Source organism: Chitinophaga sp. OAE865 (assembly GCF_040546735.1).
Lineage (GTDB): Bacteria > Bacteroidota > Bacteroidia > Chitinophagales > Chitinophagaceae > Chitinophaga > Chitinophaga polysaccharea_A.
The window spans coordinates 598,241-624,178 of record NZ_JBEPOF010000001.1 but is presented as its reverse complement, the minus strand read 5'-3'; the positions used below and the strand labels follow the sequence as shown (position 1 = coordinate 624,178).

The window sequence follows — 25,938 nt, the reverse complement described above, 5'->3', positions numbered from 1 at the left end:
GGAAAAACCGGATGCATTCTAATTGGTTCCCGAATTGGGGACAGCTTTGATGTAGCTGCATGTACCGGCTTGGCGCACGTATGGCCGTGTAAAATTCCGGTGCCACCTTATTTACCAGTGCGAAAATATCGCGCACGGCTATACTTCCAACAATTAAAGCGCAAGCGCGCGTAGGAAATATGGTGAACCTGGTGGATACAGAAGCATTTGGACACTGCAGTGATATGAAACATGCGAGGCAGAATGACAGCAACAGATTTCAGTACAGAGTATAACAAAGCACAGGTACTGAAGAAATTAATTATGTATTCATTTAGGTCGCGGAAGATTTTTTTTAGGTGTTTGTTTTTTTTATTGAAGGAATGATTGTAGCTTTGCGTCCGTTTGTATACCGAATATATACTGTTGCCGATGAGAGTTGCAATTGCAATAGTGTTAACCCCGGTGAATTATTTGTAACAGGGTTGTGACCCCCCAAAAAGAAAAATCAAGATGACACAGTTTAAATTGTTTGTGACAGCTTTTATGCTGTTAATTACAGCCATGACGGCTTGTTCCCCTAATCCCACAGAAAATACCGCTGAAGTAGTAACTGTAGAAGGATATGCAGGAAATATTGTCCTGATTAAAGGACATGGATTTAGTGAAGATAAGCGCCTCAACAAAGTGAATTTTGGTAACGTATCTGCGCAGATCTTGCGTGCAGACGCCAATTCCCTGCTGGTACAGGTTCCTGCGCAAAAAGCCGGCACTGTGCCGGTGGTTGTTGCAGTAGGAAATAATGTATCCAACGCCATGTTGTTTGCTTATCATTCCAAGCTGGTAGCAGCGAAATAAGTGTGATGAATTAAGCTTGCGGGTTATGGTTTTATATACAGGTAGTAATGCGAAGATCTTCTTCCATTGGCGGAGCTGTGTATAGAACCGTAATTCGCAAGAATATTTTAATTTACATGCTATGTATAAAGAGTTCCGGCCACATCCGCTGTTGACTTCATATGTAGACGCCTACTGGACAGCTGGCGGTACGCAATTTGCGCAGCAGCGTATATTGCCGGATACCTGTGCGGATATTATTTTTAATATCAGTGAAGATGTTATAACAGCTGATGGGGAGATGAGAATATTACCGGGCAATGCTTTTGTTGTAGGAACCATGACTACTTTCCAGGATACAGCGCTTAATGCCGGTACGTATTTGTTAGGAGTCCGTTTTAAACCGGGTGGGATGAGCGCATTCACCGGTATGCCTTTGCAGTTAATTACGGATGCCCAGGCTCCCCTGTGCGATGTTGCTTCGGGATGGCATGTAACCCTGGAACCATTGCTGCTAAAGGCTGCAGGAATAGCTGCAAAAGTGAAATGCCTGGAATCGTTTCTTTTGCAGCGGCTACCTGCAGTGAGTATCGTCTCCGGTAAAATACAAAACAGTATTGCTTTGATAAAGCAAACGAAGGGAGATATTGCCATCAATGTACTGGCGGCACAGGCATATATGAGCCCCCGTAATTTTGAAAGACATTTTTTGCGGGTAACAGGGGTGTCTCCTAAAACATTCAGCCGCATTGTAAGATTCATAAGCCTGAAGCAGCAACTGGAAACGCTGCCGAACCCTCATTTATTATCGCTTGCATTAGATAATGGTTTTTATGATCATGCCCATCTTACGCGTGAATTCAAAACCTTTGCAGGAGAGAGCCCAACGGGTTTTATGCAACGGTAATTTACGGGAGTGGATGAGAGATGACAGAAGAGATAGTGTTGATAACCATTTGATTTATTCCCAGCCGTAGAATATCAAATAAAAAAAGCAGGTAGGTTTATCCTTCCTGCTTTTTTATGGTTATAATGTTTTATCCTGCATGCCAAACATGACTACAATTTTCCCGTCTTTGTAAAGGTTGAGTGTTTGTTCCGCTACATCATACCGGAAGGAATGATCGCTGATTAGTTTCAGGAATTCAGTTTCGCGGCGCATTACATCAGCATCAATACAAGCCATTCGGGTGCTGATGCCTTTTGTGAATTTAATTTCATCGCCGGTGGCACTGTATCCGCCGGAAATACTGTTGCATCCGCCCTTGCCGTGGAAGCGTTTTTTACTGGTGTCAAATTCCAGCCAGATGCCGGAGTTATCCAATGTTGCATCGTTCAGTTTAATAACATTCCATTTTTTGCTGGCGATGAAAGCCCACTGTTTATCATTTGAAGCGGCGCTCTGTGCTTCGTTGCCGTTATTTTCAAGGGTGAACTGCATCACCGGTTTGCCGTTTTCCTGGAGGTCGATGGTTTCACCATTTACAACATAGGTAAAAGTATGCCCGCCGAGCTGTTTCAGGAAATCGGATTCACGGTGCATTACATCGGCATCTCCGCACATCATGCGGGTGCTCATTGCCTGGGAGAAGGTGATCTTATTACCAGCGATGGTATAGCTACCGGAAATGTTATTACAACCACCTTTGCCGCTGAAGCGTTTTTTAGCGGCATCGAACTGCAGCCAGATACCGGAGTTGCTGATCACCCCTTCATTGATCATTTTCAGCGTCCATTTTTTATTGCTAACAGAGGCCCAGTTATTATTGCTGGTATTACCAGAGGCATTGCCGTTTTTTTCTTCCAGACGGAATTGCAGTATTGCATTTCCGTTTTGCAGAAGGCTTACAGTTTGCCCGGATACTGTGTATTGGAAGGTTTGGTCGCCCAGTTGTTTCATGAAAGTGGTTTCGCGACGCATCATGTCGCGGTCCGGGCAAGCCATCAGGGTGCCGGCGGTTTTGGAAAAAGTGATATTATTGCCGGATATGGTATAGGCGCCCATCATATTATTGCAGCCGCTTTTGCCGTGAATACGTTTTTGTGCAGGATCAAATTCCATCCAGATAGCACCGTCGGTAACAGCTTCGTTATCCATTCTCACCAATACCCATTTCTTTCCTGTAGCGGCAGATAGTCCTGCGTTTGCGATCTTCTTTTTTTCCAGCACTTTGGTCAGGGTATATTTCAGGGAGGACCCATCGGCCGGCGGGTTCTTTATTTGCGTAATTCTTACGCGGAGTTTGTACCGGTAACCGGGTGTATATTTAAAACCGCTGATGTTGGTATATAAATTTGACCACTCTGTATCATTTACTCCTTTTATCTGCAAACACTCCATAGGAGCCACACCGGTACAGGGTTCCCTGGATTCTTTTACATAGATGACCTGTGTTTTGACCTGTTGTTGTTTGTTTTGTACCGGGGCCATAAAGGTGGTGGCGAGGGTGATTGCTAACGAGAATAACATAAAATATAGATTTTAATGATTAACAACAAAAGGAGTCATGAGGTTGTCTCTTTTGAAGGAATGATCCACATTTTGCAAAAACGCTGCCAGTTCGCCTTTATGGGCGGGTGTTACCTGCTGCCTACGTGGGCTTTTGGGTGTGATTTTCCTATCTGTTTGATAATTGATTCGTAATAAGCCAGTTTATCTTTCCCCGGAAGGCTCACAATGGTTACATCATTTGCAATGAGCAGGTCCAGCTTAAACTTGGATGCTGCAACATATTCTTCGGGGATATAATAGAAGATCTGGTTAGGCACCGGCACATTTTTATGATGAAATTTTTGTCTTGCCCTGTAAGTCAGCAGCCACCAGAGGTCTGTTTCAACAAAATCGAGCGAGAGCCCGAAGATGTGTATATCTTCCGTAAAGAAGAGGTCGATCCAGGAGTGGAAGTATACCTCTCTGGAATGAATACGACGGAGCAGGGAGGGCTTGGGTACTTCTTTGGAGGAGTACACGGTACCGCTTACCACGTAGTTGCGCATCAGCTGTAACTGTCCGCCATAGTGCTCAAAACCAAGGTTAATGCTCATCGGGTTGAGGCAATCGCCATGAATATGCCAGTAATGGATATTGCCTACTTCATATCTCCTGAAAATACTATAGAACTTTTCTTTGATGATGCTGGTGTTTTCCAGTGGTATCTGTCCTTCCAGTGTAAATTCGTAGTTGGTAGTCAGGATATGTGAGGGTTTAAGCTCACGGATAGCCGCGTGCAGCGGGTTGGCCTTTATTTCTGCTGCTTTAATGGCGATAAATGATTTGAGGTCTTTTTCTCTTATCCGGTGATTTTTACTGGCGGTGAGAAAGATTTCTTCATACAGGAGAGGGAATGGTTTTTTATCGTCCAGTTCCACGCAGTCGCCTGCATGGCAGAAGGTGATGATATCCTGCAGCAGGTCTTTCCAGCTCTGGCCGCGGGAAATGTTGTTAATGTCATTTCCGATTAATAATACGAGGTTTTTCATAGTACATGCTATCTTTTAGGGGTGGATAAACCGGAAGGTGAGGTTAATTCTTCCGTCTGATACTTTAGTGGTTTTCGGGACCTGGTGCTCCCAGTATTCCTGCAGCGGTCCTTTCATAACTAGGAGGGAGCCATGTTGCAGCAATAGTTCATGCTTTCGTTGATGCTCACTTTTATAACGCAGCTGGAAGCGACGGGCAGCGCCAAAATTTACCGAAGCAATTACCGGGTGGCGGCCCAGTTCAGGTTCATCGTCTGCATGCCAGCCCATAGAGTCGTTGCCGTTACGGTAGAGGTTCAGTAACACGCTGTTGAATACCTGGCCGCTGATGGGAGTAATGCGGTCGCGTATCTGCAGCAAACCGGCTGTCCAGGGCTCAGGTTGAAAAACATTCCCGGAAAAACTGTAGGACGTGGCTGCATCTCCATACCAGGCCATCAAACGGGGGAATAATACTTCTTTACCGTACATTTTCATGGATTCCTGTTTCCAGTTGATGGTTTCCAGGAGAATCTGCATAAAATGACTGCTTTCCTGCCCGTTAAAAAACTGCGGATAGTAAGCCAGCTCTCCATTCAATAATGAAATCTTTGTGGCATCCTCTTCATTAAAAAAACTTCCCTGCACATTCATAACACAAATTTACCATCGTGCTACGCACTGTATATGTAATGTTATTTATCCGGCGTATTATCTTTCCAGGCCCATAAATAGCGGCAGGCATGGGTTCGGTAGGGCGACCATTTTTCAGAGATACTGACCAGTTTATTGCGGAACGCTTTCTTGTCTTCACGGTCCAGTTTGTACAGTTTCACTATTGCCTGTTGCAGGCCCCAGTCGTCCATTGCAAATACATCTTCGCGACCCAGGTAGAACATCAGCAGCATCTCCACTGTCCAGCGGCCAACGCCTTTGATTTGAGTAAGGTAGGCAATCACTTCTTCGTTGCCCATTTTTTTCAGTTTGCTATCGGTTATTTTTTCGGCAATCACAAACGCCGCCACGTTATGTACATAGGTCACCTTTGCATTGGATAAACCAATGCCGCGGAGTGTCAGTGGTGGAGTGTCCAGTATCTGCCGGGCAGTTGGCTCTTTGCCGCCATAGAGGGCCAGGAACCGGGCGTAAATCACATCTGCCACTTTGGTGGAGAGCTGCTGGCTCATAATAGAGCCGATCAGCTTCAGGCAAATATTTTTTCGTATAGTCAGTTCCGTTAACGGGCCGTTGATTATTTTCTGTAGTTTTTTATCCTTGCTGAGATGTGTCACATAATGCGACGGAGCAACGTCCGGGGTACTTTTTGACCTGGGCATAAACTATCTTTTTATAAAAGTTAACACGTCACATCATTCCATTACCCCGGCTTTTACGGCGTATATCAGTAGCTGAACGGCTGGGTATAAATCACCTGCAACAGTGTTTGTCCTACTGCCTGTAGTGTTTTCCGGTCAATCACATCCATATTATCGTTCTGGGTATGCCAGTGAGGAGCAAAGTCGTTGTTTGCCTGTAACGCAATGATATCGAAAGTAGGAATATTGGCGATGGTGTTTACCGCGATATGATCATCTGTGATAAAGGCGCCGTTGTTCTCATAACGGAACAGGTCTGAATAGCCGAGCTGGTTGGCTACATCCCAAAACATTTTCATTTGAGCGCCTGCATATTGTTTGGAAGAGCCTTCCATATAGAATTGGGAGCCCCGTCCGCCTACCATATCCAGGAGTATGCCGTAGTTGGCTTTATAACCGGGAATATGCGGATTTTTAGCCCAGTACTGGGTGCCCAGGCAAAATGAGTTTTCATCATTTTTAGCACCGTAATCTTCCACATCCACCAGCAGGATATCTACTCCGGCTTCCGGTTTTTGTTTATGAAACTGCCGGGCAGCTTCCATCAGTACCGCCACACCGCTGGCGCCGTCATCCGCACCATCCAGTTTCTTTGTTTTATCAAAGGCGTCTTCATCTGCCCAGGGGCGGGTATCCCAGTGGGCCAGTAGTAAAACGCGCTGTTTGGCAGCGGGATTGAAACTGGCGATGATATTAATACAGGGCAGTTTTTCATTTTTAGGCCCCGTAACAGCGGTACGCTGTACATATACGGTATCTGCCCAGTTACGGAAATTGCTGATCAGCCAGCTGGCGCATTTTTCCTGTGCAGGGGTGTTAGGGATCCTGGGTCCGAAGCTCACCTGCCTGGCGGTGTATGCATATGCGGAATCTGCCTGGAAAGCGGGTGCCGGTACGGTTACTTTTGCCACTTTGCTGGCGCCTGTACTGTCGCTGGTGTTATCGGTTGTCTGACTGTTCTGCTGGCAGGCGCCGGCCAGTAAGGCCAGCGCCGTCAGCGCAATAAGAGCTTTACGCATTATCTTCCGGATATTTATTTTATTGAAGACTATAAGAAACGGTACCGTCTTTTTCATCTTTCAGCTGAATGCCTACAGATAATAATTCGTTACGGATTTTATCTGAAGTTGCATAGTCCTTGCGGCTCTTGGCTTCTTTTCTCATTTCAATGAGCATCCGTAATACACCATCCAGCTTATTGTCTTCCCCTGCAATGGCTTCCTGTTGGATACCGAGAATATCTACGAGATAGGTTTTCCAGGTTTGTTGCAGCAGCAGGAAAGTATCTTCGCTTATTTCATGCATTTTTATCTGTCCGCCTTTCAGTGAATTGATCACCGGTGTAAGCTCAAACAGGTTGGCCAATACTTTTGCCGTATTGAAATCGTCGTTCATAAACTCAGGGCATTCAAGGCACCATTGACGCACCTGTTTATCCAGTTCTTTATTAATGCCCTGGCCGTTGCCGCCGGTATAGTTGAGCTTCTGTAATGTTTCATAGGCTGCCCACAAGCGTTGCAATCCTTTTTCCGCAGCCTGCAGGGCCTCGTTGGAAAAATCAAGGGTACTGCGGTAATGTGTCTGCAAAACGAAGAAACGGATGGTCATCGGGCTGTATGGCTTATCCAGTTGCGGATTTTCACCCGAAAACATTTCAGTGAGCTTAATGGTGTTGCCATAAGCCTTGCCCATTTTACGGCCGTTGATGGTGATCATGTTGTTGTGCATCCAGTAACGGGCCATCATTTCGCCGTGCGCAATTTCACTTTGTGCAATTTCACATTCGTGATGCGGGAACTGGAGGTCCATGCCACCGCCATGAATATCGAACTGTTTGCCCAGGTATTTTGCGCTCATGGCAGAGCACTCAATATGCCATCCGGGAAAACCCTCGCCCCAGGGGCTTGGCCAGCGCATAATGTGTTCCGGCGGCGCTTTTTTCCAGAGGGCAAAGTCTGCTTTATTATGTTTGTCGTCCTGGCCTTCCAGTTCCCTGGTGGTTTCAAGCATATCCTCCAGTACCCGGCCGCTCAGGATACCATAATCAAAGCTGGCGGCATATTTTTTTACATCGAAATATACGCTGCCATCCACTTCATAGGCATAGCCTTTTTCCATGATGGTTTTGATCATTTCAATCTGCTCAATGATATGCCCGGTGGCAGTGGGCTCAATGCTTGGCTCAAGACAGCCAAACTGCAGCATGGCCCAGTGGTACAGGTTAGTGTATTTCTGTACCAGTTCCATGGGCTCCAGTTTTTCCAGTATGGCAAACTTGGAAATTTTATCTTCTGCAGCGCGGCCTTCTTCTTCAAAGTGCCCCGCGTCGGTAATATTGCGTACGTAGCGTACTTTATATCCAAGGTGCTGCAAATAGCGGAATACTACATCAAAGGTGATATAGGGGCGGGCATGTCCGAGGTGTGATTCGCCGGAAACGGTAGGGCCGCACACATACATACCAACGTGGCCCGGGTGTAAAGGGGTAAATACTTCTTTCTGACGGTGTAATGAATTATATATCCTTAGTTCTGACATATGCTGTAAATGACAGATGTCAATATAGCTGACATCTTATTTTTTATTGATGGATGGCAAAGATAAAAATTGTTTTCCTGGTATAAGCAGGCAACAACATCGGTCAGCGCTAAAAATATTATACATTTTCATAATTGGTTACAGTTATTTATTTACTTCTACTACTGTTTTTCCGCTACCGATCAGGCTAAGATTGGTAATTACAGGATAATGGTCAGACAGGTCTGAGTTTATCTTCCGGAAGCTGTTTACCTTGAAATGGTTACTGACAAAAACATAGTCAATACGCAAGGTAGGTGCAAGCCCTGTAAAAGTACGGCCAATTCCGAAACCTTTTTGCAGAAAAGCGTCCTGCAGGTCGCCTTTAATGGTAAAGTAGGTGTAGGAGGCCGGGGTATCGTTAAAATCGCCACACACGATCACAGGATATGGGCTTTGCTGGATAAAATTGCCTACAATATCGGCTTGCTGACTGCGGCGGATATACGCGTCGCGCATTTTCTGGATAATGCTTTTGGTCGCTTTCAGCCCGGTGTCTTCCTGGTTTTTGATTTTCCGGATGGCAGAGTAATCTTTTTCGTTGAAGCGATAGGATTCCAGGTGCATATTGATGATCCGGAGAGTATCCTGGTTTTTCACAATATCGGCATAGATAAGGCTTTCGCTTCTCGGGCCGTCGCTCATTTTCACTTTATCGGATGCAATAATAGGGAAGCGGGAGTAAATGATAGAGCCCCAATGCTGCATGCCATCCCGGTTAAAATCGCTGGAAAAGTAACGGTAAGGCAATTCCATTTCCCGGGAAATATCCTCGCGGTTATTAAAATCATTTTTCTTTTCAGAGGTATAGAAATCCTGGAAGCAGGCAATATCCAGTTCCTGTTTTTTGATCATGGCAAACATAGCCTGCCGGTTATATTTGCTGTCTTTTTCGCGGTATAGCCCAAACTGGCTTACATTATAGCTCATTACAGTAAGGGTATTGCCCCCTGTAACGGCCTTATTGCCGGCCGGCATCTTAAAGGCTACAAAAGCACTGATGGACTTCCAGCCAAGCAGCAGGGCAATTAGCGACAATAATGCATAGCGATAATTAAAAAACAACCATCCCACCAGGAATATCACCAGTATACCCAACAGGAAGGGGAACGCCAGCGTAATAAAACTGATGGGCCAGAACCACGCCGGTGAAATATATGGTGCCATACAGGCTGCCAGGAAAAGTAATACCACGGCGAAATTGATGATCAGAAAAAATCCTTTCGTAAATAGTCTTAAAAAGCGCACCGCGTCATACTTTGTTGAAGTACTAAAGTTAGTTTTTTTTCAATGAAAGACAGGCCATCACCGGAAAATGCTCTGATGCCCCGGGGTGAAAAACCTTACTGCCGTGAATGTTCACCGGAGATTGTGCCAGTATGTAATCGATCCGCAGGGAGGGTGATAAATACGAGAGTGTTCGCCCCCAGCCGGCATTTGTTTTCAGGAATGCATCCTGCATCCCGCGGCTGATGGTTTTATAGGTGAATGAAACAGGGGTATCGTTAAAATCGCCGCATACAATGGCCGGGTAAGGACTTTGGGCAACCAGTGCCGCCAGCTGGAGAGCCTGGTCGGACCTTGCCCGGAAGGTGCGTCTCATTTTATACACAAGGCCGGTTCCTTTGGGAGCTTTCATCTTCTTATAATCCTCACTGTTAAACATATACGAAGTTAGCTGAACAGAAAATACCCGGATAGTATCTCCTTTTACCGCAATATCGGCCTGGAGGAAAGTACTGCCGCTTCCAAATGAGCTTTCCCCGCAGCGGACAGCAGCAGCTTTGATCACAGGATAGCGGGAAAACAGCACAATGCCGTAATGCCAGCTTTCCCAGTGTGTTTTATCATCTGTGAAATAATGGTACGGGTAATTCCCTGCATACCTGATGCGTTGAATATGATCTTCCCTGCCGGGTTGATCATTCGTGTAAAACTCCTGCAAACAAAGTATGTCCGGGCTACCGGAGGCAATGGTATTGTAGATCGCAGCTTCCCTGTCTTTATCCGTTACATATCTCACCAAACCCATACTGCTGGTATTATAGGTCATGAGCGTAAACTGCCGGCTATTGGTTTGCGGGAGTAATATATTTTTCCGGAAGATGTGAACGCCCCAGGTAGTTAAGGCTGCGGGCAGGGCGCAGAGCATCACTATTATATTTATCCACATATACTTCCGGTTCCGGCGCCAGGCCCATAGCCCGGTGTATATTAAACAGAGTGGGAAAAGCAAAGGAAATAAGAACCCGGAGAACCCTGCCGGCCAGCATTTACCGGGGTTGAGATAAGGAAGAAAGACGCTAAGGAGAAGGGCTGCCACCAAGCAAACGTTGCTCCAGCGCAAGGCACTACGTACAATAATTTTCAGCATAGGGAACAAGCAATTGCGATCCAGGTTAAAGTACAAAAAAAAGGGAAGATGACAGCGGTTCTTTGCCGTTAACATCTTCCCTTTTATCAGTGAAAGTATTTTCTAATCCGTAATACTTTTATTCTGTTTTGCTTGCTCTTAATAAAGTATCCCGTTCCTCTGCAGTAAGGGAGGCTAACCCGTTTTCGTTGATCTTATCAAGGATTTCATTCAGTTTTTGCTCAGGTACTTTGCCAATGCGCCTGTATGGCTGCTGCTCGGCATCTGCCTGGGAGTTTTTCTTTTTAAAATCGTCCGGGTTGATACGCTGGGATGCAGGGTGAAATACATGCGTGAGCTTAAAGGTAAGCCTGTTGAAACCTGCGCCCAGGTCTGTGCCTTTTTTCCACTGGTACATAAAGAACCAGCCTGCCAGGGCCCCACCGGCCAGTCCGGGGATATAAGTATATCCATAACTGGAAGAAGCCATCAGTGCTCCAACAGAGAGGATTACAAAAACGAGGGTAATGATCCAGAGTGAAATTCCTCCTGCCAGTAAAGGAAATATGCGGTAACGGGGGGCGATGGTGGTTACTCCTACTGCAATAGCCATTATACTGCCGGCGGCACCAAGAGCATACTCATTGGCTGCCAGGGCATGAAAAGAAGGGATCAGCTGCATGGCAGCTACATAAACAAGATTACTGCATATACCTCCAAAGAGATAGAGGGGTAAAATCCGCTGGTAGCCTGCCAGGTGTTGCATGAAAGTGCCGAAGCACCACAGCCATACCATATTGGAGAAGATCTGCCAGAAACTAATGTGTGTAAATAAGGAGGTGACCAGCGTCCACGGACGGGTCAGTAATTTAGAGGGATCTGCCGGAAGCCTCAGCCAGGTCATAATATCCTGGTGGAACCGTGGCTCGCCAACCTGCTCCATCTGGTATATAACAAGGGTGAAAAAAAGGAAAACGAAAATCGTAAGATTAACGACCATCAGGTGTGTCACCATATTTCTTCCTTCTCCTAAAGAGAGGCGGGGCAATTTCTCTTTTTCCAACGCATGCATGGTACAAATATTTTTCAATACAAAAATACGTCAATAATACAGTTGTCTTAATAAAAATCTGTTCTGCTCTTATTCCATCCTCTCAGCAGCAGGTAAGCAAAGAGCGCGCCACCAAGGTGGGCGAAATGGGCCACGTTATCGCCTGCAGAATTCTGTATACCGGACCATAGCTCACCCAGGATCATAAATCCAACCACAAATTTAGCCCTGATAGGTATCATAGCGAAGAAATAGAGGTAGCGGTTGGGGAACAGGTACCCGAATGCGAAAAGGATACCGTATACCGCCCCGGAAGCGCCTACTGTAGCACCGTTCCGGTAATAGGCCACATAATTTCTGACATACAGCCTGGCCATTTCTATTGCTTCAGGGTCATGGGCAGCCAATGCGCCTTTCAGGCTTTCCATATTGAAGTTGGCCAGGTTGCCGATGTCGAATTTATTATCCAGTGCCACAAAATTTGAAAAACTGGGATCGTTCAGGAATTGTACGGCATACCTGTTAAGGTTCACATTTTCATAAGTGAGCACGCCCATGTGGCAGAGAGCCGCGCCCAGTCCGCAGATCAGGTAGAAGATCAGGAAACGCTTGGGCCCCCATAAATTTTCCAGGGTAGCGCCAAACATCCACAGGGTAAACATATTGAAGAGCACATGCGTGATGTTCTTCGGATCGTGCAGGAACAGGTGGGTGATAAACTGATGTGGCTTGAATAGTTCGGAGCCCCAGTAGTGGAGGGCAAACAAACGACTCAGATCATAATCAAATTTGCTCAGCAGCGTAATCTGCACTAACCAGACCAAACCATTAATGATCATCAGGTTTTTGATCACCATTGGCAGGTACTGAAATTTTCCGGGCCTGTACTCGTTCATTGTAGCTAGTTATTATCTCTTTTTTTCAACAACACCACATTTTCGATGTGATGGGTGTGCGGGAACATGTCTACCGGTTGTACCTTTTCCACTGTATAGAGTGAATCCAGCAAAGCCAGGTCCCTGGCTTGTGTAGCGGGGTTACAGCTAACATATACAATTTTAGGGGCACCGATTTCCAGCAATTTATTTACCAGTTTTTCGTGCATGCCTGCCCGTGGGGGATCTGTGATGATCACATCCGGCTGGCCATGCTGTGCAAAAAACTCATCATTACAAATATCCACTACATCGCCTGCAAAAAAGGTGGCATTGTTCACATTATTGCGGGCGGCGTTTTCCTTTGCATCGTCTATTGCTTCTTTGATCAGTTCAATACCCACCACTTTGCGGGCGTTGCGAGACACGAAGATGCCGATGCTGCCGGTACCGCAATATAGGTCATATACGATTTCCGACCCGGTTAACCCGGCAAAATCCCGTGTTACTTTATATAATACCTCTCCCTGGTAGGTATTGGTCTGGAAAAAGGATTTCGGACCTATCTTGAAAACAAATTCTTCCAGTTTCTCTTCAGCATATCCCTTACCAAAATATATTTTCGGTTCCAGGTCGAAGATACTGTCGTTTCCTTTCGGGTTTATGGTATACAGCACTGTGGTGATAGCCGGAACCGTTTTCAGCAGATGATCCAGCAACGCAATCCTGTTGGGCTTGTCTTCATGACGGATCACCAGGTTTACCATGATCTCACCGGTAGTACATAAACGGATTACCAGGTTACGCAGCCATCCCTGCTGGGCACGGATATCATAAAAAGTGAGGTCGTGGGAAACCGCGTATTCACGGATGGTATTGCGGATCAGGTTTACCGGTTCCTGCATCAGGTAGCAGGTATCTATATTCAGCACTTTATCGAACAGTTTGGGTACATGGAAGCCCAGTGCGGGTCTTACAGGTATTTCACCATCGTTGGCCCTGATCTCTTCGTTAGTAAGATATGCTTTGTTGCTGAAGGTAAATTCCAGTTTATTGCGGTAATATTCGGTATGGGCGCTGCCAAGGATAGGATCCATTGGCGGTAGCGCCAGCTTCCCGATGCGTTGCAGGTGATCTGCCACCTGTTGTTGTTTATACTCCAGTTGAAGCGCATAAGGCAGCATCTGCCATTTACATCCTCCACAGATGCCAAAATGCTGGCAGAAAGGAGTTACTCTTTTATCTGAATAGCTGTGAAAGTGCACTACTTTCCCTTCCGCCCAGTCTTTTTTGTTTTTACCAAGACGAACATCTACCACATCGCCGGGAACTACCCCGCCTTCAATAAATACAACTTTCCCGTCGTGACGGGCCAGGGCTTTACCTTCTGCCGCATAAGCAGTAACCGGTACATTTTCTAAAACAACATTTTTTTTCCTCACGGCTGCAAAGGTAATTGAAATGCTGAATCCTGCCTCGTAATTCATATGAATTACCATTCAGCACACCGCTTTCCTTTTTTATTTTTTTCCGCTTACATTTACATATTGCTTTCAAACATTATGCGTAGATTATTTGCACTACTGATTGTGGCCCTGATGGGGGCATTTAGCCTGCAGGCGCAGGGGTACCAGATTTCAGTAAAGCTGAAAAACTTCACCGGCGGGAAATTTTTCCTGGCGCATTACATGGGCAGGTCCACCTACCTGGCCGACTCTGCAGATGTAAGCCCGGCAGGAGAGGTGGTGCTGAAAGGCAGGGAGAAACTGTTACCTGGTATTTACCTGCTGGTATTGCCCGGTAAACAGCAGTACATAGAAACCCTGATAGATAAACAACAGGTTTTCAGTGTCGCTATCGATACCAGCGATCTCGTTAATAAAACGGTGTATAAAGGCAGCCCTGACAATGAAGGATTCCTGGCCTACAACAAATTCCTGTTCAAACAGGAAACATTGAGCCGGAGTATCCAGCAGCAGCTGCAAGCAGCCCGTACGGCGGCAGATTCCGCAAAAGTGCAACCACTGCAGCAGGAACTGGGGAAAAAGATCCAGGAATTCAGAACAGGCTTTATTGCAGAGCATCCCGGTAATATCCTCAGTACTATTTTCCTGGCCATGAAGGAGCCTGTAGTACCGCAGCAGCCGGTAGGAGCGGATTCCCTGTTTGCCTATCACTATTTTAAAAGTCATTACTGGGATGAGGTGGACCTGGAAAGCGACCGCCTGGTAAGAACGCCTATCCTGGAAGGCAAGCTGAAAAAGTATTTCACGCAACTGGTCCCCGTGCACCCGGATTCTATTATTGTAGACTGCGACGCGATGATTGCCCGCACCCGCAAAAGCAAAGAGGTTTTTAAATTTGTGCTTTGGTGGCTTACCTATAACTATGAAAGCTCGCCCTACATGGGAATGGATGCGGTTTTTGTACATCTTGTGGAGAAATATTATGTACCGGGAGAAGCTTTCTGGCTGAATGACGAGCAGCTCAATAAAATTGTGGACAGGGCATACACTATGGCGCCCAACCTGATTGGACGTCAGGCCGCCCCGCTACAGTTTAAAGATACCGCAGCCCGGCCGCTTTCCCTTTATAAAACGCCCGCCAGGTTTACCGTGCTTGTTTTCTGGGACCCTACCTGCGGACATTGCAAAACAGAGATCCCGCGCCTCGACTCCGCCTGGAACGCCAGCTGGAAGAGCAGGGGCGTAGCTATGATTGGAGTTAAAACAGAGGGCACCAGGGAGGAATGGCTGCAGTTTATTAAGGAACATCATCTCAAAGGCTGGATACATGGCTCAGATCCGGAGGCCGAAACAAACTACCGTCGGCTTTATGATGTTTACAGCACACCGATGGTTTATTTGCTGGACGAAAAGAAAAAGATAGTTGCAAAAAGATTGGGTGTAGAGCAATTGCAGGAGTTTTTGGACAGGGTTGCCCCAAAAGATTCAGCGGCCAGGATGTAGAAATAGGAGTGTAGAACGTAGAATATGCGCCTCGATTTATATTGATAATCAGTCAGTTAATTAGGTTTAACATTCCTTTGGCATAGTCTTTGGCTTTAGGTTTAGCGGACCATAAAACCAAACATTTAAAACCAAACATTATGAAGAAGATCTTATTATCATTCACAGCGTTAACCTTTTCCATTGCGGCTATGTCTCAGGCAAGAGTTGGGATTAAAGCCGGCTGGAACCTCTCCAACATCACCTATGATAACTCCGGAAATACAAAAGACAGTCGTTCATTATCCGGTTTTAATGTGGGTGCCATTGCAGATTTACCCTTAGTTCCCAGGATTTTGTCTTTCCAGCCCGGGGTGTTTTATACAACCAAAGGTACCAAACTGGAAACCGGGGATAAGAACAATTCTACCGTGAACCCTTACGCCAAGTACACCATAAACCCCTCTTACATTGAGATCCCGCTGAACTTCGTGGCTAAGTTGCCAATTGGACAAAGCTCCAGTCTCTTTGCCGGTGTGGGTCCTTACTTTGCATTTGGCGTAGCTGGTAAGCAGAAGTACGAAACCACTATTGCCGGTGTACATGCCAGTGGTTCAGAAAGCATTAAGTGGGATGATGATACCCCGTTTAACAATGATCCGAACACGGCATATAACAAAATGAAACGTTTCGACTGGGGTGGTAACGTGCAGATTGGTGCGGAACTCAGTAACTTCCTGATTTCTGCGCAATATGGGATAGGTTTTGCCAAGGTGAATTCCGGTGAAGACAATAGTACAGACGATAAGAGTAAAAACCGTGTGTTCAGTGTATCAGTCGGTTATTTATTCGGAGGAAAATAACTGTGAATGTGGAACAAACAATTACAGGATTAAATTGTAATAACTGCAAGCAAGCAAAAAACAGGTTTATTCATTAGTTGGCAATCAAAAAAATCAGGAAAGCGATACCGGACCTGTGGGTATCGCTTTCCTCAATCATTCAAATTACATCACACATGAAAAAGGTATTATTATCTGCAGCCGCATTACTGGTAGCAAGTCTTTCTTTTGGCCAGGCTAAATGGGGTATTGTTGCAGGACCGCAGTTTTCGAGCATTACTGCCAAAAATGCTGTTTTAAACAGTGGGAAGGAAACCAGCTCTCTCCTCACGGGTATCAGGGCTGGGGTTACAGTGGATATCCCGCTGGCGGATGAATTTTATATCGGAACAGGATTACTTTATTCGGGCAAAGGAGGCAAAAACAAGGATACGGATGTGAAAACCACATTATCGTACCTGGAATTGCCGGTTCATTTTATGTTTAAACCGGAAGTGGGTACAGGCAAACTGGTGTTATCTGCAGGTCCTTACCTGGCTTATGGTTTAGGAGGAAAAATTAAAGACACCGGTTTGGGTGATTTAGATGTATATGATGATGAAGCCACTGTACTGAAACAAAAGAGGTTTGATGCCGGATTAGGAATCAATGTAGGTTATGAAATGCCGATGGGACTGTATTTTGGCCTTAATACCGGCCTTGGCCTGGTAAATACTGCTGATAATACAGACAATGACCGTAGCTTTAAAAATACCTCATTCGGGGTGTCTGTAGGCTATAAATTTGGTGGCAGATAATCCGGACTTCAAGTGAACTTTTTATTAACCACCCGGGAATTCCGGGTGGTTTTTTATTTTTATGAAAACCTTTGCTTATTTTCGTTCTTAAGTAACCGACTGAGCATTAGACCTTTTCCCCAAAATAAGTAATGTCGATTTGATATTAATAATCCTTTTAGTACCGAACCACTAATGAAAATTTTTACACTCCTTTTTGTAACATTTTTTTTTGTTACAGTAACTTCACATGCACAGGTTAGTTTAGGTATTCGCGGCGGCTATATCAACACCGGGCTGGAGTCGTCCGGGAGTGGTTTTGCGCCGGCTACCAAACGTATAAACAGCTGGAGGGTAGGTTTATATACAAACATACCCTTGTTTAAAAACGGCTACCTGCAACCCGGCGTCAGCTATATGGAAAAGGGCGCGGGACTGAATTATGCTGTTTCCCATCCCCTTAACCTGTTTACTTCGGGTACCACAAAATTGAAATTAAAGTACCTGGAATTGCCGGTTCATCTGGTATACAAAGTACCGGTAGGCTTTGGAAAGCTGCTGGTTGGCGCCGGTCCGTATGCTGCTTATTGTATACGTGGCGATTACAGTGTATCCGCTTATACCACTGAAACAAAACTGGTGCAATCCGGCTCCAAGCAGGTGGACTTTAAAGCATCCCCCAATATTTTTGGTACAAACATGGATCTGCAACGTTGGGATGCAGGGCTGAATTTTATAGCAGGAGTGGAATTGAACTGTTGTCTTACTTTGAGTGCGCAATATGGATATGGCATGGTAGATATAGACAGGGCACAGGATAATGATTATAAAAACAGGTATTGGGGCATCAGCCTTGGTTTTTTCTTTGACAGGGAAGACTGGTAAAGGGAACGGTTTTTGTCAACAGGATTGGTTTTATTAAAAAAACGCATGAAAAAAAATATTCTGATTGTTGTAGCCCTGCTGTCTGTTCAAATGGCAACAGCACAAATAAGATTTGGATTGAAGGCCGGTTTTAGTGGCGCCACTGTGAAACTGACAGACCCTGTTGATGTTCCGGACCGGAACGAATTTATGCTGCCTGCATTCCACGCAGGCGTTTTAGCAGACATTCCCCTGGCCAAATGGTTTGCAGTACAACCCGCATTGTTTTACAGCGTTGCCGGGTACAGAACCCGTCCGCAGGCGGAAATGGGTAACTGGTACTATATAACCAAGTTCAGGTACAACTACCTGGAACTGCCAGTTAATTTCCTGTTTAAGAAAACACTTGGTCAGGGTAAGGTAGTAGCGGGGTTTGGTCCGGCGCTGGCTTATGGTATTGGTGGGAAGGCTACTTATATCGACAATGGGACTAAAGAAAAAACGGAAAGGATAAAGTTCGACGGTGAAGCGGTTACCGGGGATACAAAGGAGCTTCATGCCAACCCTGTGGATGTTTCTGCCAACTTCCTGGTTGGCTATGAGTTTACGCCAGGGTTTCTGCTTACCGCGGGTTATTCCTTAGGCTTCATAAATGTAACCACACGCGATAATTCAGAGGAACTGAATCGCAGCTTCCGTATTTCTTTCGGGTATTTGTTTCCCCATGCCCGTCGGCAGTAACCGACAGGCATTGATCATCCTTTTTACCTGACTAAGCGCGTTTTTGTTTCCTATAGCCCAAATTTTAAAACCTATATTATGAAAAAGAACATTCTGATTGTTGTAGCCCTGTTAAGTTCATTAACCCTTGGTGCCCAGGTAAGATGGGGAATAAAAGCTGGTTTTTCAAGCGGCAATATGAGACTGAAGGACCAGACTCAAATGACATTATTTCACGACCGGATGCTGCCTGCCTATCACGCAGGTGTTTTGGCGGATATTCCTCTTTCAAAAAGCTTTGTCGTACAGCCGGCACTGTTATACAGCGTTAAAGGCACCAAAACCATTAACACTTTTATGACGGGCATGGGTGGTAACGAGGAAGCCACTACAAGTTATCGGTATAATTACCTGGAACTGCCTGTTAATTTTTTATATAAGGGAGAAGCGGGCCGTGGTAAAGTTTTTGCCGGGTTGGGTCCTTATGTAGCCTATGGAGTTGGAGGAAAGGTTACTTATAAGGGATATAATGCCGGTACAAAAAAATCAAGACAGATTAAATTTGACGGGGAAGACAATACCAATCTGGAAGAATTGCATGCCAACGCCTTAGACGTGGGTGTTAATCTTCTGGCAGGGTATGAATTTAAAAACGGCCTATTATTTAGTATAAATTATGCCTCCGGGTTTTTAGATGTAAGTGCCAGCGACAGAACATTGGAAAAGCACCGCTACTTTGGTCTATCTGTCGGTTATCTGTTTCCCGGGAAATAATCTCATTCCAGCCGGACTTTTCAGAAGACTGCCTCCTATGGCAGTCTTTTTTATTTTTTTTAAAAGATCATAGGGGTCATTTCTGTTTGCCGCGTCTTATTAGCGAAAGATGCCATCGGAAGATGGCCTCGATCATTGGACAGTTATAATTAAAAGTGTGACAGTTATAGGGATATGCCACTACGTATCTACGTGATGGCATTTTTTTTATATGAAAGACAGCAAAAAAGGGAAAGACTTTTGTCCTTCCCTTCTGCTTTTATAAGGAGCTAGGATAAACTACATAATTGCTTCTACAGCCTGGCGCACTACTTTAGGTTTACCCAGGGTATAATAATGGAGCACCGGCACGCCGAAAGCTTTCAGTTCTTTTGACTGTGCAATGAGCCATTCTGTGCCCACCAGCTCCACATCCTTGTCTGTTTTGCATTTCATGATCTCTGTGGACAAATCCGTAGGAAGGTCTACATGAAAAATACGAGGCAGCATGGTCATTTGCTTCCTGGAGGTTATTGGCTTCAATCCCGGGATAATGGGCACTGTGATCCCCATTTCACGGCACTTGTTCACAAAGTCAAAGAACTTCTGGTTGTCGAAGAACATCTGTGTAACAATATAATCGGCCCCGTTCTCCACCTTGCGTTTCAGGTGTGCGAGGTCTGTTTGCATATTGGGTGCTTCAAAGTGTTTTTCCGGGTAGCCGGCTACGCCGATACAAAAATTGGTTTTTACACCGCTTTGCAGATCGTCTTCCAGGTAAACACCGTTATTCATATGCGCCACCTGGTCCAGCAATTCAATGGCATAGCTGTGTCCGTGCGGATCTGGTTCAAAGAAAGTTTCATTTTTAGGAGCGTCTCCACGTAAAACCAGTACATTATCTATCCCCAGGAAATTAAGGTCTATCAGCGCATTTTCTGTTTCTTCCCGGCTAAAACCGCCGCAAATGAGGTGTGGTACCGCATCTACGTTGTAATGGTTCATAATGGCGGCGCAAATGCCTACTGTACCGGGGCGTTTGCGGATCTCCACCTTTTCAAAGGATCCGTCTGCCTTTTTCTTGAACATATGTTCACTGCGATGGTAGGTCACATTAATGAACGCAGGCTTGAATTCCATCAGTGGATCCAGGTGATCATAGATAGACTCAATACTCTTTCCTTTAAGCGGAGGGAGGATTTCAAAAGAAATCAGGGTGTCTTTGGCCTTGGCAATATGTTCAGTTACTTTCATAAAGTTATAAGCTTTGCGGACGGCGGCTGGATTATAGAGCCAGCCTTCCTGCTAAAATTACGCCGGCAAAAATAAGATATCCCCTTATCATTATCAGATCATTTTTAATCTTAGGATAACTATAACTAGGCTAACTGGATGAATTGTTTATTTTTGCTAAGTTTGATCATATGGCATTAAGAATACATACAGACCAGCTGGTAAAGCGTTACGGCAACAGAACGGTGGTAAACCATGTATCTGTGGAAGTGTCCCAGGGGGAGATTGTAGGGCTGCTGGGCCCTAACGGAGCGGGTAAAACCACCTCCTTCTACATGGTAGTAGGGCTTATTAAGCCCGATGAAGGCAATGTGTACCTGGATGGCCAGAACATTACCAAGCTACCGATGTACAAACGGGCGCAGATGGGTATTGGCTATTTGCCCCAGGAGGCGTCCGTATTCCGGAAGCTGAGCGTGGAAGACAATATTGCTGCTGTACTGGAAATGACGAAATTGAAGAAGGCAGAGCAGAAAGACAAACTGGAAAGCCTTCTGTCGGAGTTCCGGCTTACCCATGTGCGTAAAAGCCCCGGGGATGTATTAAGCGGAGGGGAACGCCGCCGTACAGAAATTGCCCGGGCACTTGCAGTAGATCCTAAATTTATCTTGCTGGATGAACCTTTTGCCGGTATAGACCCTATTGCCGTAGAAGATATCCAGGGGATCGTAGCCAAACTGAAATACAAAAATATAGGCATCCTGATCACAGACCATAACGTACAGGAAACATTGTCCATTACTGACCGGGCTTATTTATTGTTTGAAGGTAAAATCCTGAAATCAGGATCAGCCGAAGAGCTGGCTGCCGATGAACAGGTAAGAAAAGTGTATCTTGGCCAGAATTTTATTCTTCGCCGTAAAGATTACCTGGACGAAGCAGCTAAACAATAAAAATAATTCTACAGCATCCTATATGAGAATTTTAAGTCCTGCAATATCACAACTGGCAAGATTGCGAATGGGGCGTATTGCGTATTTTATGCAGTATCCCGTGCAGGTGCAGCAGCAGGTATTCCAAAACCTTATCAGTGCGGCCCAGTATACCGAATTCGGTAAGCAGTACGGCTTTTCAAAGATTTATAAGATAGACGAGTATAAACAGCAGGTGCCTATTCATACCTATGATACCATCAAGCCATATATACAACGCACGATGGAGGGCCAGCAGAATGTACTCTGGAATACGCCTATCAAATGGTTTGCAAAATCCAGTGGTACCACGGCAGATAAAAGCAAATTTATCCCCGTTACGGTAGAAAGCCTGGATGAATGCCACTACCGCTCCGGCAGGGACGTTATCTCCCTTTATTACAATAATTTCCCGGACTCTGACGTATTTACAGGGAAATCGCTGGTTATAGGCGGCAGCCACCAGGTGAATAAGCTCTCGGAAAACAGTGATTCCTATTTCGGCGATCTGAGCGCTGTAATGCTCCAGAATATGCCGTTTTACGGCAATATGATCCGCACACCGGACCTGGAAATAGCGCTGATGGACGAATGGGAAGAGAAAATAGAACGGATGGCCAACGCCGTGATCCATGAAAACGTTACCTCTATTGCAGGGGTGCCTACCTGGACCATTGTGCTGATCAAACGGATTTTTGAACTCACCGGCACAGATAACCTGGCCGATGTATGGCCCAACCTGGAGCTTTATATGCATGGCGGTGTAAGCTTCACCCCTTACCGCGAACAGTTTAAAAAGCTGATACGCAATCCTTTAATGCATTACCAGGAAACCTACAACGCATCCGAAGGCTTCTTTGCTGCCCAGGACGTAATAGGAGAAGAAGGGCTACTCCTGTTTCTCAACCACGGCATCTTCTATGAGTTTATGCCAATGGAAGAGCTGAATAAAGAAAATCCGCAAACCCTGCAATTACAGGAAGTGGAGCTGGGGAAAAACTATGCGTTGGTCATCAGCACCAATGGCGGCTTATGGCGCTATATGGTAGGAGATACCATACAGTTTACTTCCCTGATCCCTTACCGCATTAAGATCAGCGGCAGAACAAAGTCGTTTATTAATGCTTTCGGGGAAGAAGTGATCGTGGAAAATTCAGATACTGCTATAGCCAAAGCCTGCGAGGCTACAGGCGCCGTGGTAAATGATTATACCGCAGCTCCCGTTTATTTCAGCGATCATGGTAACGGCGGACATGAATGGCTGATTGAATTTGAAGTGGCGCCGGATGACCTGAACCGCTTTGTTTCAGTGCTGGACAGCACGCTGAAATCCATCAATTCAGACTATGAGGCCAAAAGATACAAGGATATTGCCTTGCATATGCCGGTAATGCATGTAATGCCACAGGGAACCTTTTGCGAGTTCCTGAAAAGCAAAGGCAAGCTGGGTGGGCAACATAAAGTTCCCCGGCTGAACAACGACCGTAAATATCTGGAAGAAATCCAGCAATTTGCGGCAAATCATATGAATGCTTAAAACCTATCAACTATAACATGAAATTACTGGAGAACAAAGTAGCCATAGTAACAGGCGCCAGCCGTGGTATCGGGGAAGCAATTGCTTTGAAATTTGCAGCACAGGGAGCAGATGTAGCATTTACATATGTTAGCTCCGATGAAAAAGCCCAGGCACTGGAAGCAAAGCTCATTGCTCTGGGAGTAAAGGCAAAAGCTTACAAATCCAATGCAGGCGTGTATGAGGAAACGGAATCGCTGGTGGCAGATGTATTGAAAGAATTCGGTAAAATTGATATTTGTGTGAATAATGCAGGTATCTCAAAAGATAACCTGCTGCTGCGTATGAGCCCTGATCAGTGGGATGATGTAATGAATATCAACCTGAAGAGCGTGTATAACATGACCAAACAGGTAATACGCCCTATGATGAAAGCCAGGAGCGGCAGTATCATTAATATGAGCTCCGTGATCGGTATCATGGGCAACGCCGGACAAAGCAGTTATGCCGCTTCTAAAGCAGGCATCATTGGATTCACCAAATCTATTGCACAGGAGCTGGGTAGCCGAAATATCCGCTGTAATGCAGTGGCGCCAGGCTTTGTAGAAACAGATATGACCAGCTACCTCAAAGAAGGAGAGGGTGCTGCCAACTATATTGCCCAGATTCCACTGGCCCGCTTCGGCTCCCCGGAAGATATTGCCAATGTTTGCCTGTTCCTGGCTTCCGATATGAGCAGCTATGTAACAGGGCAAACCATCAGCACCTGTGGCGGTTTGTGTATGTAATTCAATAAGTTAAAGATGTTAAAACGCGGGTCCATGATCCGCGTTTTTTTATTGAACCTACTTTACGTATCTTTTCGCCACAGTGAACAATCTCGTGGATGAAGGAACATTTTGGAGGAAGTAAGTAAAAATATTAACAGGAAACAACGTCAGCTACCAGCTTTTGAATCATTATTCAAGGAGTACTATGCCGCGCTCTGTACATTTGCCTTTGATTTTGTAAACAGACATGAACTGGCGGAAGAAATTGTGCAGGACACTTTCCTGAAGATATGGGAAAAGTATGCGGAGCTCGACATACAGGTATCTGAAAAAGCATACCTGTACCGCGCTGTTCAGAATAACTGTCTTAATTATATCAAACAGAATAAAGTCCGCGCACAATACGGCAGTGAACAGCTTCAGCAACTTGAATCCCGCATTTCCCTTTTCAGTATAACCTCGGCTCATTCGCCGGCAGCAAAGCTGGAGCAATCAGAGCTTGAGCTGATAGCAGAGAAAGCTATCCGTAAATTACCTCCCCAATGCCAGGACGTATTCCGGCTTAGCCGATTTGAAGAACTGAGCTATCCCGAAATTTCCCGCCGCCTGGGCATTTCCATTAACACCGTAAAAACCCAGATGACCCGCGCCCTGCAAAGATTGCGCGATGAATTACTTCCCCTTTTGAAACAGGATTTAAAATAAATTGAATTTTTTTTCCGGGCTTGTCACCCTGAAGGGGATTAAATATTGTCTTACTACTTGTTTTCTATATGATGGGGCCTAACTATACACAGGAGCAGGCAGATGACCTGATCGCACGTTTTTTGTCCGGCAATATTTCCACTGAGGAGCAGGTGGCGCTGATACACTGGATCAATGCCAGTGAGGAGAACCAGGCTTATTTCCTGGAGCTCAGGGATGCATGGCAGGCAACAGCACAGGAAGGGAGTTACGATGCCAATGCTGCCTGGGATCGTTTACAGCCGGGGGAAGCGCCGTTGTCCATCAACAAGTGGAGATACTATTTCCGCGTGGCTGCCTCCTATACATTACCTTTTTTAATTGGCGGCGGCCTGGTATATGCCTGGGCTTCCGGCAAAAAAGACAGCAACAGCGATGCACTGGTAACGGTGACCAGCCCGAAAGGGGCTACCACCAAAATAGAATTGTCTGATGGCACCGAAGTATGGCTGAATGCAGGCAGTAAGCTGCAATATGCACAGTCGTATAACCTTCGCGGCCGGGAAGTAAAACTGGAAGGAGAGGCTTTCTTTAAAGTGCATACCAATGCACAGAAACCATTTACGGTAAAAGCTTCTGATCTGAGGATACTCGCGCTGGGCACATCTTTCAACGTAAAAGCATACCCGGAGGATAAAACGGTGGTAACCACGCTGGTAGACGGGGAAGTGAAGATAGACGGCAGCAAAACCACTACGCCTTTCGGATTAATGATGAAACCACATCAACATGTTGTGTATAAAAAAACATCGTCAGCAAACAATAGTGAACAACTGAAAACGCCTGTAGCCGGGGGAGACAGCTCCTCAGCTGCTCCTGTGGAAAGCCGGGAAGTGAACAATACAGAAATATATACCGCCTGGAAAGATGGCAACTGGATAGTGGCCGCCCAAACGATGGATGAACTGGCGGTAACAATGGAACGCCGGTTTAATGTGAAGGTGGTGTTTAAAGAACAGGAACTGAAGGAATACCGTTTCAGTGGCACTTTCCGTAAGGAAACACTGGAGCAGGTACTGAACATCTTAAAACTCACAGCGCCACTGAAATACCAGATAGACAGAGGTGTAGTTACCCTGGCGCTGGATGAAGAACTGAAAGAAAAATATAACAAAGCATTTAAGAGCCGGTAATAGCCCGGGCGTAGAAAAACCATCATTCAATCACCTGTAAAACCAATTTACATGCCCGGTATGAAGGACTAAAAAAATTGGGGTAATGCGACTTACCCCAATCAACGAAAATCACTGAATGGTGGGCTGCCTTTGCGACGGGCAGCCACCGTAATTATTCG

General features: G+C 45.6%; 25 protein-coding genes. 13 read left to right on the top strand and 12 right to left on the bottom strand.

Features of this window, described 5'->3' with window-relative positions; all coding sequences use genetic code 11:
* Window positions 1-492: 492 nt before the first annotated feature.
* Together ABIE50_RS02670 and ABIE50_RS02665 are read left to right on the top strand one after the other, a co-directional pair.
* On the top strand, window positions 493-837 hold the full coding sequence (locus ABIE50_RS02670; RefSeq protein WP_209856255.1) for an IPT/TIG domain-containing protein: 345 nt from the start codon (window positions 493-495) through the stop codon (window positions 835-837).
* 121 nt (window positions 838-958) lie between these two features.
* Entirely contained in the window at window positions 959-1,723 is a 765-nt protein-coding gene (locus tag ABIE50_RS02665; protein WP_209856258.1) for an AraC family transcriptional regulator, read from the top strand.
* Between the two features lie 120 nt (window positions 1,724-1,843).
* Here ABIE50_RS02665 and ABIE50_RS02660 read toward each other — a convergent pair whose 3' ends face one another.
* From ABIE50_RS02660 to rlmD, 11 genes are all read right to left on the bottom strand, one after another.
* Window positions 1,844-3,286, bottom strand: a complete 1,443-nt coding sequence (locus tag ABIE50_RS02660; RefSeq protein WP_209856261.1) for an META domain-containing protein — start codon at window positions 3,284-3,286, stop codon at window positions 1,844-1,846.
* Window positions 3,287-3,396: 110 nt separating this feature from the next.
* A complete protein-coding gene (locus ABIE50_RS02655; RefSeq protein WP_209856264.1) occupies window positions 3,397-4,296 on the bottom strand; it encodes an SIR2 family protein in 900 nt (299 codons plus the stop codon).
* 15 nt (window positions 4,297-4,311) lie between these two features.
* Complete coding sequence (locus ABIE50_RS02650) at window positions 4,312-4,929, bottom strand: alpha-ketoglutarate-dependent dioxygenase AlkB family protein (RefSeq protein ID WP_209856267.1); 618 nt, start codon at window positions 4,927-4,929, stop codon at window positions 4,312-4,314.
* Window positions 4,930-4,970: 41 nt separating this feature from the next.
* Window positions 4,971-5,612, bottom strand: a complete 642-nt coding sequence (locus ABIE50_RS02645; RefSeq protein WP_209856270.1) for a DNA-3-methyladenine glycosylase family protein — start codon at window positions 5,610-5,612, stop codon at window positions 4,971-4,973.
* A 65-nt stretch (window positions 5,613-5,677) separates the two neighbouring features.
* Entirely contained in the window at window positions 5,678-6,670 is a 993-nt protein-coding gene (locus ABIE50_RS02640; RefSeq protein WP_209856273.1) for a M28 family peptidase, read from the bottom strand.
* Window positions 6,671-6,689: 19 nt separating this feature from the next.
* Window positions 6,690-8,189, bottom strand: coding sequence for a cysteine--tRNA ligase (gene cysS, locus ABIE50_RS02635; protein ID WP_209856276.1), 1,500 nt, complete (start codon window positions 8,187-8,189; stop codon window positions 6,690-6,692).
* A gap of 144 nt (window positions 8,190-8,333) precedes the next feature.
* On the bottom strand, window positions 8,334-9,476 hold the full coding sequence (locus ABIE50_RS02630; protein ID WP_502913903.1) for an endonuclease/exonuclease/phosphatase family protein: 1,143 nt from the start codon (window positions 9,474-9,476) through the stop codon (window positions 8,334-8,336).
* A 28-nt stretch (window positions 9,477-9,504) separates the two neighbouring features.
* On the bottom strand, window positions 9,505-10,602 hold the full coding sequence (locus tag ABIE50_RS02625) for an endonuclease/exonuclease/phosphatase family protein (protein WP_502913902.1): 1,098 nt from the start codon (window positions 10,600-10,602) through the stop codon (window positions 9,505-9,507).
* A gap of 118 nt (window positions 10,603-10,720) precedes the next feature.
* On the bottom strand, window positions 10,721-11,653 hold the full coding sequence (locus ABIE50_RS02620) for a rhomboid family intramembrane serine protease (RefSeq protein WP_209856285.1): 933 nt from the start codon (window positions 11,651-11,653) through the stop codon (window positions 10,721-10,723).
* Between the two features lie 47 nt (window positions 11,654-11,700).
* Window positions 11,701-12,528 (bottom strand): rhomboid family intramembrane serine protease, encoded by an 828-nt coding sequence (locus ABIE50_RS02615; protein WP_142684640.1) that lies wholly within the window; start codon window positions 12,526-12,528, stop codon window positions 11,701-11,703.
* A 5-nt stretch (window positions 12,529-12,533) separates the two neighbouring features.
* Window positions 12,534-13,994, bottom strand: coding sequence for a 23S rRNA (uracil(1939)-C(5))-methyltransferase RlmD (gene rlmD / locus ABIE50_RS02610; protein ID WP_354027850.1), 1,461 nt, complete (start codon window positions 13,992-13,994; stop codon window positions 12,534-12,536).
* A gap of 75 nt (window positions 13,995-14,069) precedes the next feature.
* On the opposite strand from rlmD, the gene ABIE50_RS02605 reads away from it, so the two are divergent.
* The 6 genes from ABIE50_RS02605 (at window position 14,070) to ABIE50_RS02580 (ending at window position 19,431) form a co-directional block, all read left to right on the top strand.
* Window positions 14,070-15,476 (top strand): DUF5106 domain-containing protein, encoded by a 1,407-nt coding sequence (locus tag ABIE50_RS02605; protein WP_209856288.1) that lies wholly within the window; start codon window positions 14,070-14,072, stop codon window positions 15,474-15,476.
* A gap of 140 nt (window positions 15,477-15,616) precedes the next feature.
* Entirely contained in the window at window positions 15,617-16,318 is a 702-nt protein-coding gene (locus ABIE50_RS02600; protein ID WP_209856292.1) for a porin family protein, read from the top strand.
* Window positions 16,319-16,473: 155 nt separating this feature from the next.
* Window positions 16,474-17,094: a porin family protein gene (locus tag ABIE50_RS02595; protein WP_209856295.1), complete on the top strand. Its 621-nt coding sequence runs from the start codon at window positions 16,474-16,476 to the stop codon at window positions 17,092-17,094.
* A 174-nt stretch (window positions 17,095-17,268) separates the two neighbouring features.
* The gene (locus ABIE50_RS02590; protein ID WP_209856298.1) at window positions 17,269-17,958 is read left to right on the top strand and encodes an outer membrane beta-barrel protein; all 690 of its coding nucleotides are present in this window, start codon (window positions 17,269-17,271) and stop codon (window positions 17,956-17,958) included.
* 45 nt (window positions 17,959-18,003) lie between these two features.
* Entirely contained in the window at window positions 18,004-18,678 is a 675-nt protein-coding gene (locus ABIE50_RS02585; protein WP_209856301.1) for a porin family protein, read from the top strand.
* Between the two features lie 78 nt (window positions 18,679-18,756).
* Window positions 18,757-19,431: a porin family protein gene (locus tag ABIE50_RS02580; protein ID WP_209856304.1), complete on the top strand. Its 675-nt coding sequence runs from the start codon at window positions 18,757-18,759 to the stop codon at window positions 19,429-19,431.
* Window positions 19,432-19,710: 279 nt separating this feature from the next.
* Here the strand turns inward: ABIE50_RS02580 and metF are convergent, their stop codons facing one another.
* Window positions 19,711-20,664 carry a methylenetetrahydrofolate reductase [NAD(P)H] gene (gene metF / locus ABIE50_RS02575; protein WP_142684647.1) on the bottom strand — a complete coding sequence of 318 codons (954 nt, stop codon included), beginning with the start codon at window positions 20,662-20,664 and terminating at the stop codon, window positions 19,711-19,713.
* 170 nt (window positions 20,665-20,834) lie between these two features.
* On the opposite strand from metF, the gene lptB reads away from it, so the two are divergent.
* The 5 genes from lptB (at window position 20,835) to ABIE50_RS02550 (ending at window position 25,777) form a co-directional block, all read left to right on the top strand.
* Window positions 20,835-21,596 carry an LPS export ABC transporter ATP-binding protein gene (gene lptB / locus ABIE50_RS02570; protein ID WP_142684648.1) on the top strand — a complete coding sequence of 254 codons (762 nt, stop codon included), beginning with the start codon at window positions 20,835-20,837 and terminating at the stop codon, window positions 21,594-21,596.
* A 22-nt stretch (window positions 21,597-21,618) separates the two neighbouring features.
* Entirely contained in the window at window positions 21,619-23,151 is a 1,533-nt protein-coding gene (locus ABIE50_RS02565; RefSeq protein ID WP_142684649.1) for a GH3 auxin-responsive promoter family protein, read from the top strand.
* A 17-nt stretch (window positions 23,152-23,168) separates the two neighbouring features.
* Window positions 23,169-23,918, top strand: coding sequence for a 3-oxoacyl-[acyl-carrier-protein] reductase (gene fabG, locus ABIE50_RS02560; protein WP_209856307.1), 750 nt, complete (start codon window positions 23,169-23,171; stop codon window positions 23,916-23,918).
* 111 nt (window positions 23,919-24,029) lie between these two features.
* A complete protein-coding gene (locus ABIE50_RS02555) occupies window positions 24,030-24,605 on the top strand; it encodes an RNA polymerase sigma-70 factor (protein ID WP_209856310.1) in 576 nt (191 codons plus the stop codon).
* A 68-nt stretch (window positions 24,606-24,673) separates the two neighbouring features.
* On the top strand, window positions 24,674-25,777 hold the full coding sequence (locus ABIE50_RS02550; RefSeq protein WP_209856313.1) for a FecR family protein: 1,104 nt from the start codon (window positions 24,674-24,676) through the stop codon (window positions 25,775-25,777).
* Window positions 25,778-25,938: the final 161 nt, after the last annotated feature.

Excerpts from the sequence above, each read along its gene's own strand:
- ABIE50_RS02645 (WP_209856270.1), bottom strand. The coding sequence starts at position 5,612 with ATGCCCAGGTCAAAAAGTACCCCGGACGTTGCTCCGTCGCATTATGTG.
- ABIE50_RS02620 (WP_209856285.1), bottom strand. The coding sequence starts at position 11,653 with ATGCATGCGTTGGAAAAAGAGAAATTGCCCCGCCTCTCTTTAGGAGAA.
- ABIE50_RS02565 (WP_142684649.1), top strand. The coding sequence starts at position 21,619 with ATGAGAATTTTAAGTCCTGCAATATCACAACTGGCAAGATTGCGAATG.
- metF (WP_142684647.1), bottom strand. The coding sequence starts at position 20,664 with ATGAAAGTAACTGAACATATTGCCAAGGCCAAAGACACCCTGATTTCT.
- ABIE50_RS02590 (WP_209856298.1), top strand. The coding sequence starts at position 17,269 with ATGAAAATTTTTACACTCCTTTTTGTAACATTTTTTTTTGTTACAGTA.
- rlmD (WP_354027850.1), bottom strand. The coding sequence starts at position 13,994 with ATGAATTACGAGGCAGGATTCAGCATTTCAATTACCTTTGCAGCCGTG.
- ABIE50_RS02670 (WP_209856255.1), top strand. The coding sequence starts at position 493 with ATGACACAGTTTAAATTGTTTGTGACAGCTTTTATGCTGTTAATTACA.
- ABIE50_RS02580 (WP_209856304.1), top strand. The coding sequence starts at position 18,757 with ATGAAAAAGAACATTCTGATTGTTGTAGCCCTGTTAAGTTCATTAACC.
- lptB (WP_142684648.1), top strand. The coding sequence starts at position 20,835 with ATGGCATTAAGAATACATACAGACCAGCTGGTAAAGCGTTACGGCAAC.
- ABIE50_RS02595 (WP_209856295.1), top strand. The coding sequence starts at position 16,474 with ATGAAAAAGGTATTATTATCTGCAGCCGCATTACTGGTAGCAAGTCTT.
- ABIE50_RS02605 (WP_209856288.1), top strand. The coding sequence starts at position 14,070 with ATGCGTAGATTATTTGCACTACTGATTGTGGCCCTGATGGGGGCATTT.
- ABIE50_RS02655 (WP_209856264.1), bottom strand. The coding sequence starts at position 4,296 with ATGAAAAACCTCGTATTATTAATCGGAAATGACATTAACAACATTTCC.
- ABIE50_RS02660 (WP_209856261.1), bottom strand. The coding sequence starts at position 3,286 with ATGTTATTCTCGTTAGCAATCACCCTCGCCACCACCTTTATGGCCCCG.
- ABIE50_RS02600 (WP_209856292.1), top strand. The coding sequence starts at position 15,617 with ATGAAGAAGATCTTATTATCATTCACAGCGTTAACCTTTTCCATTGCG.
- ABIE50_RS02650 (WP_209856267.1), bottom strand. The coding sequence starts at position 4,929 with ATGAATGTGCAGGGAAGTTTTTTTAATGAAGAGGATGCCACAAAGATT.
- ABIE50_RS02640 (WP_209856273.1), bottom strand. The coding sequence starts at position 6,670 with ATGCGTAAAGCTCTTATTGCGCTGACGGCGCTGGCCTTACTGGCCGGC.
- ABIE50_RS02625 (WP_502913902.1), bottom strand. The coding sequence starts at position 10,602 with ATGCTGAAAATTATTGTACGTAGTGCCTTGCGCTGGAGCAACGTTTGC.
- ABIE50_RS02585 (WP_209856301.1), top strand. The coding sequence starts at position 18,004 with ATGAAAAAAAATATTCTGATTGTTGTAGCCCTGCTGTCTGTTCAAATG.
- fabG (WP_209856307.1), top strand. The coding sequence starts at position 23,169 with ATGAAATTACTGGAGAACAAAGTAGCCATAGTAACAGGCGCCAGCCGT.
- ABIE50_RS02615 (WP_142684640.1), bottom strand. The coding sequence starts at position 12,528 with ATGAACGAGTACAGGCCCGGAAAATTTCAGTACCTGCCAATGGTGATC.
- cysS (WP_209856276.1), bottom strand. The coding sequence starts at position 8,189 with ATGTCAGAACTAAGGATATATAATTCATTACACCGTCAGAAAGAAGTA.
- ABIE50_RS02550 (WP_209856313.1), top strand. The coding sequence starts at position 24,674 with ATGATGGGGCCTAACTATACACAGGAGCAGGCAGATGACCTGATCGCA.
- ABIE50_RS02665 (WP_209856258.1), top strand. The coding sequence starts at position 959 with ATGTATAAAGAGTTCCGGCCACATCCGCTGTTGACTTCATATGTAGAC.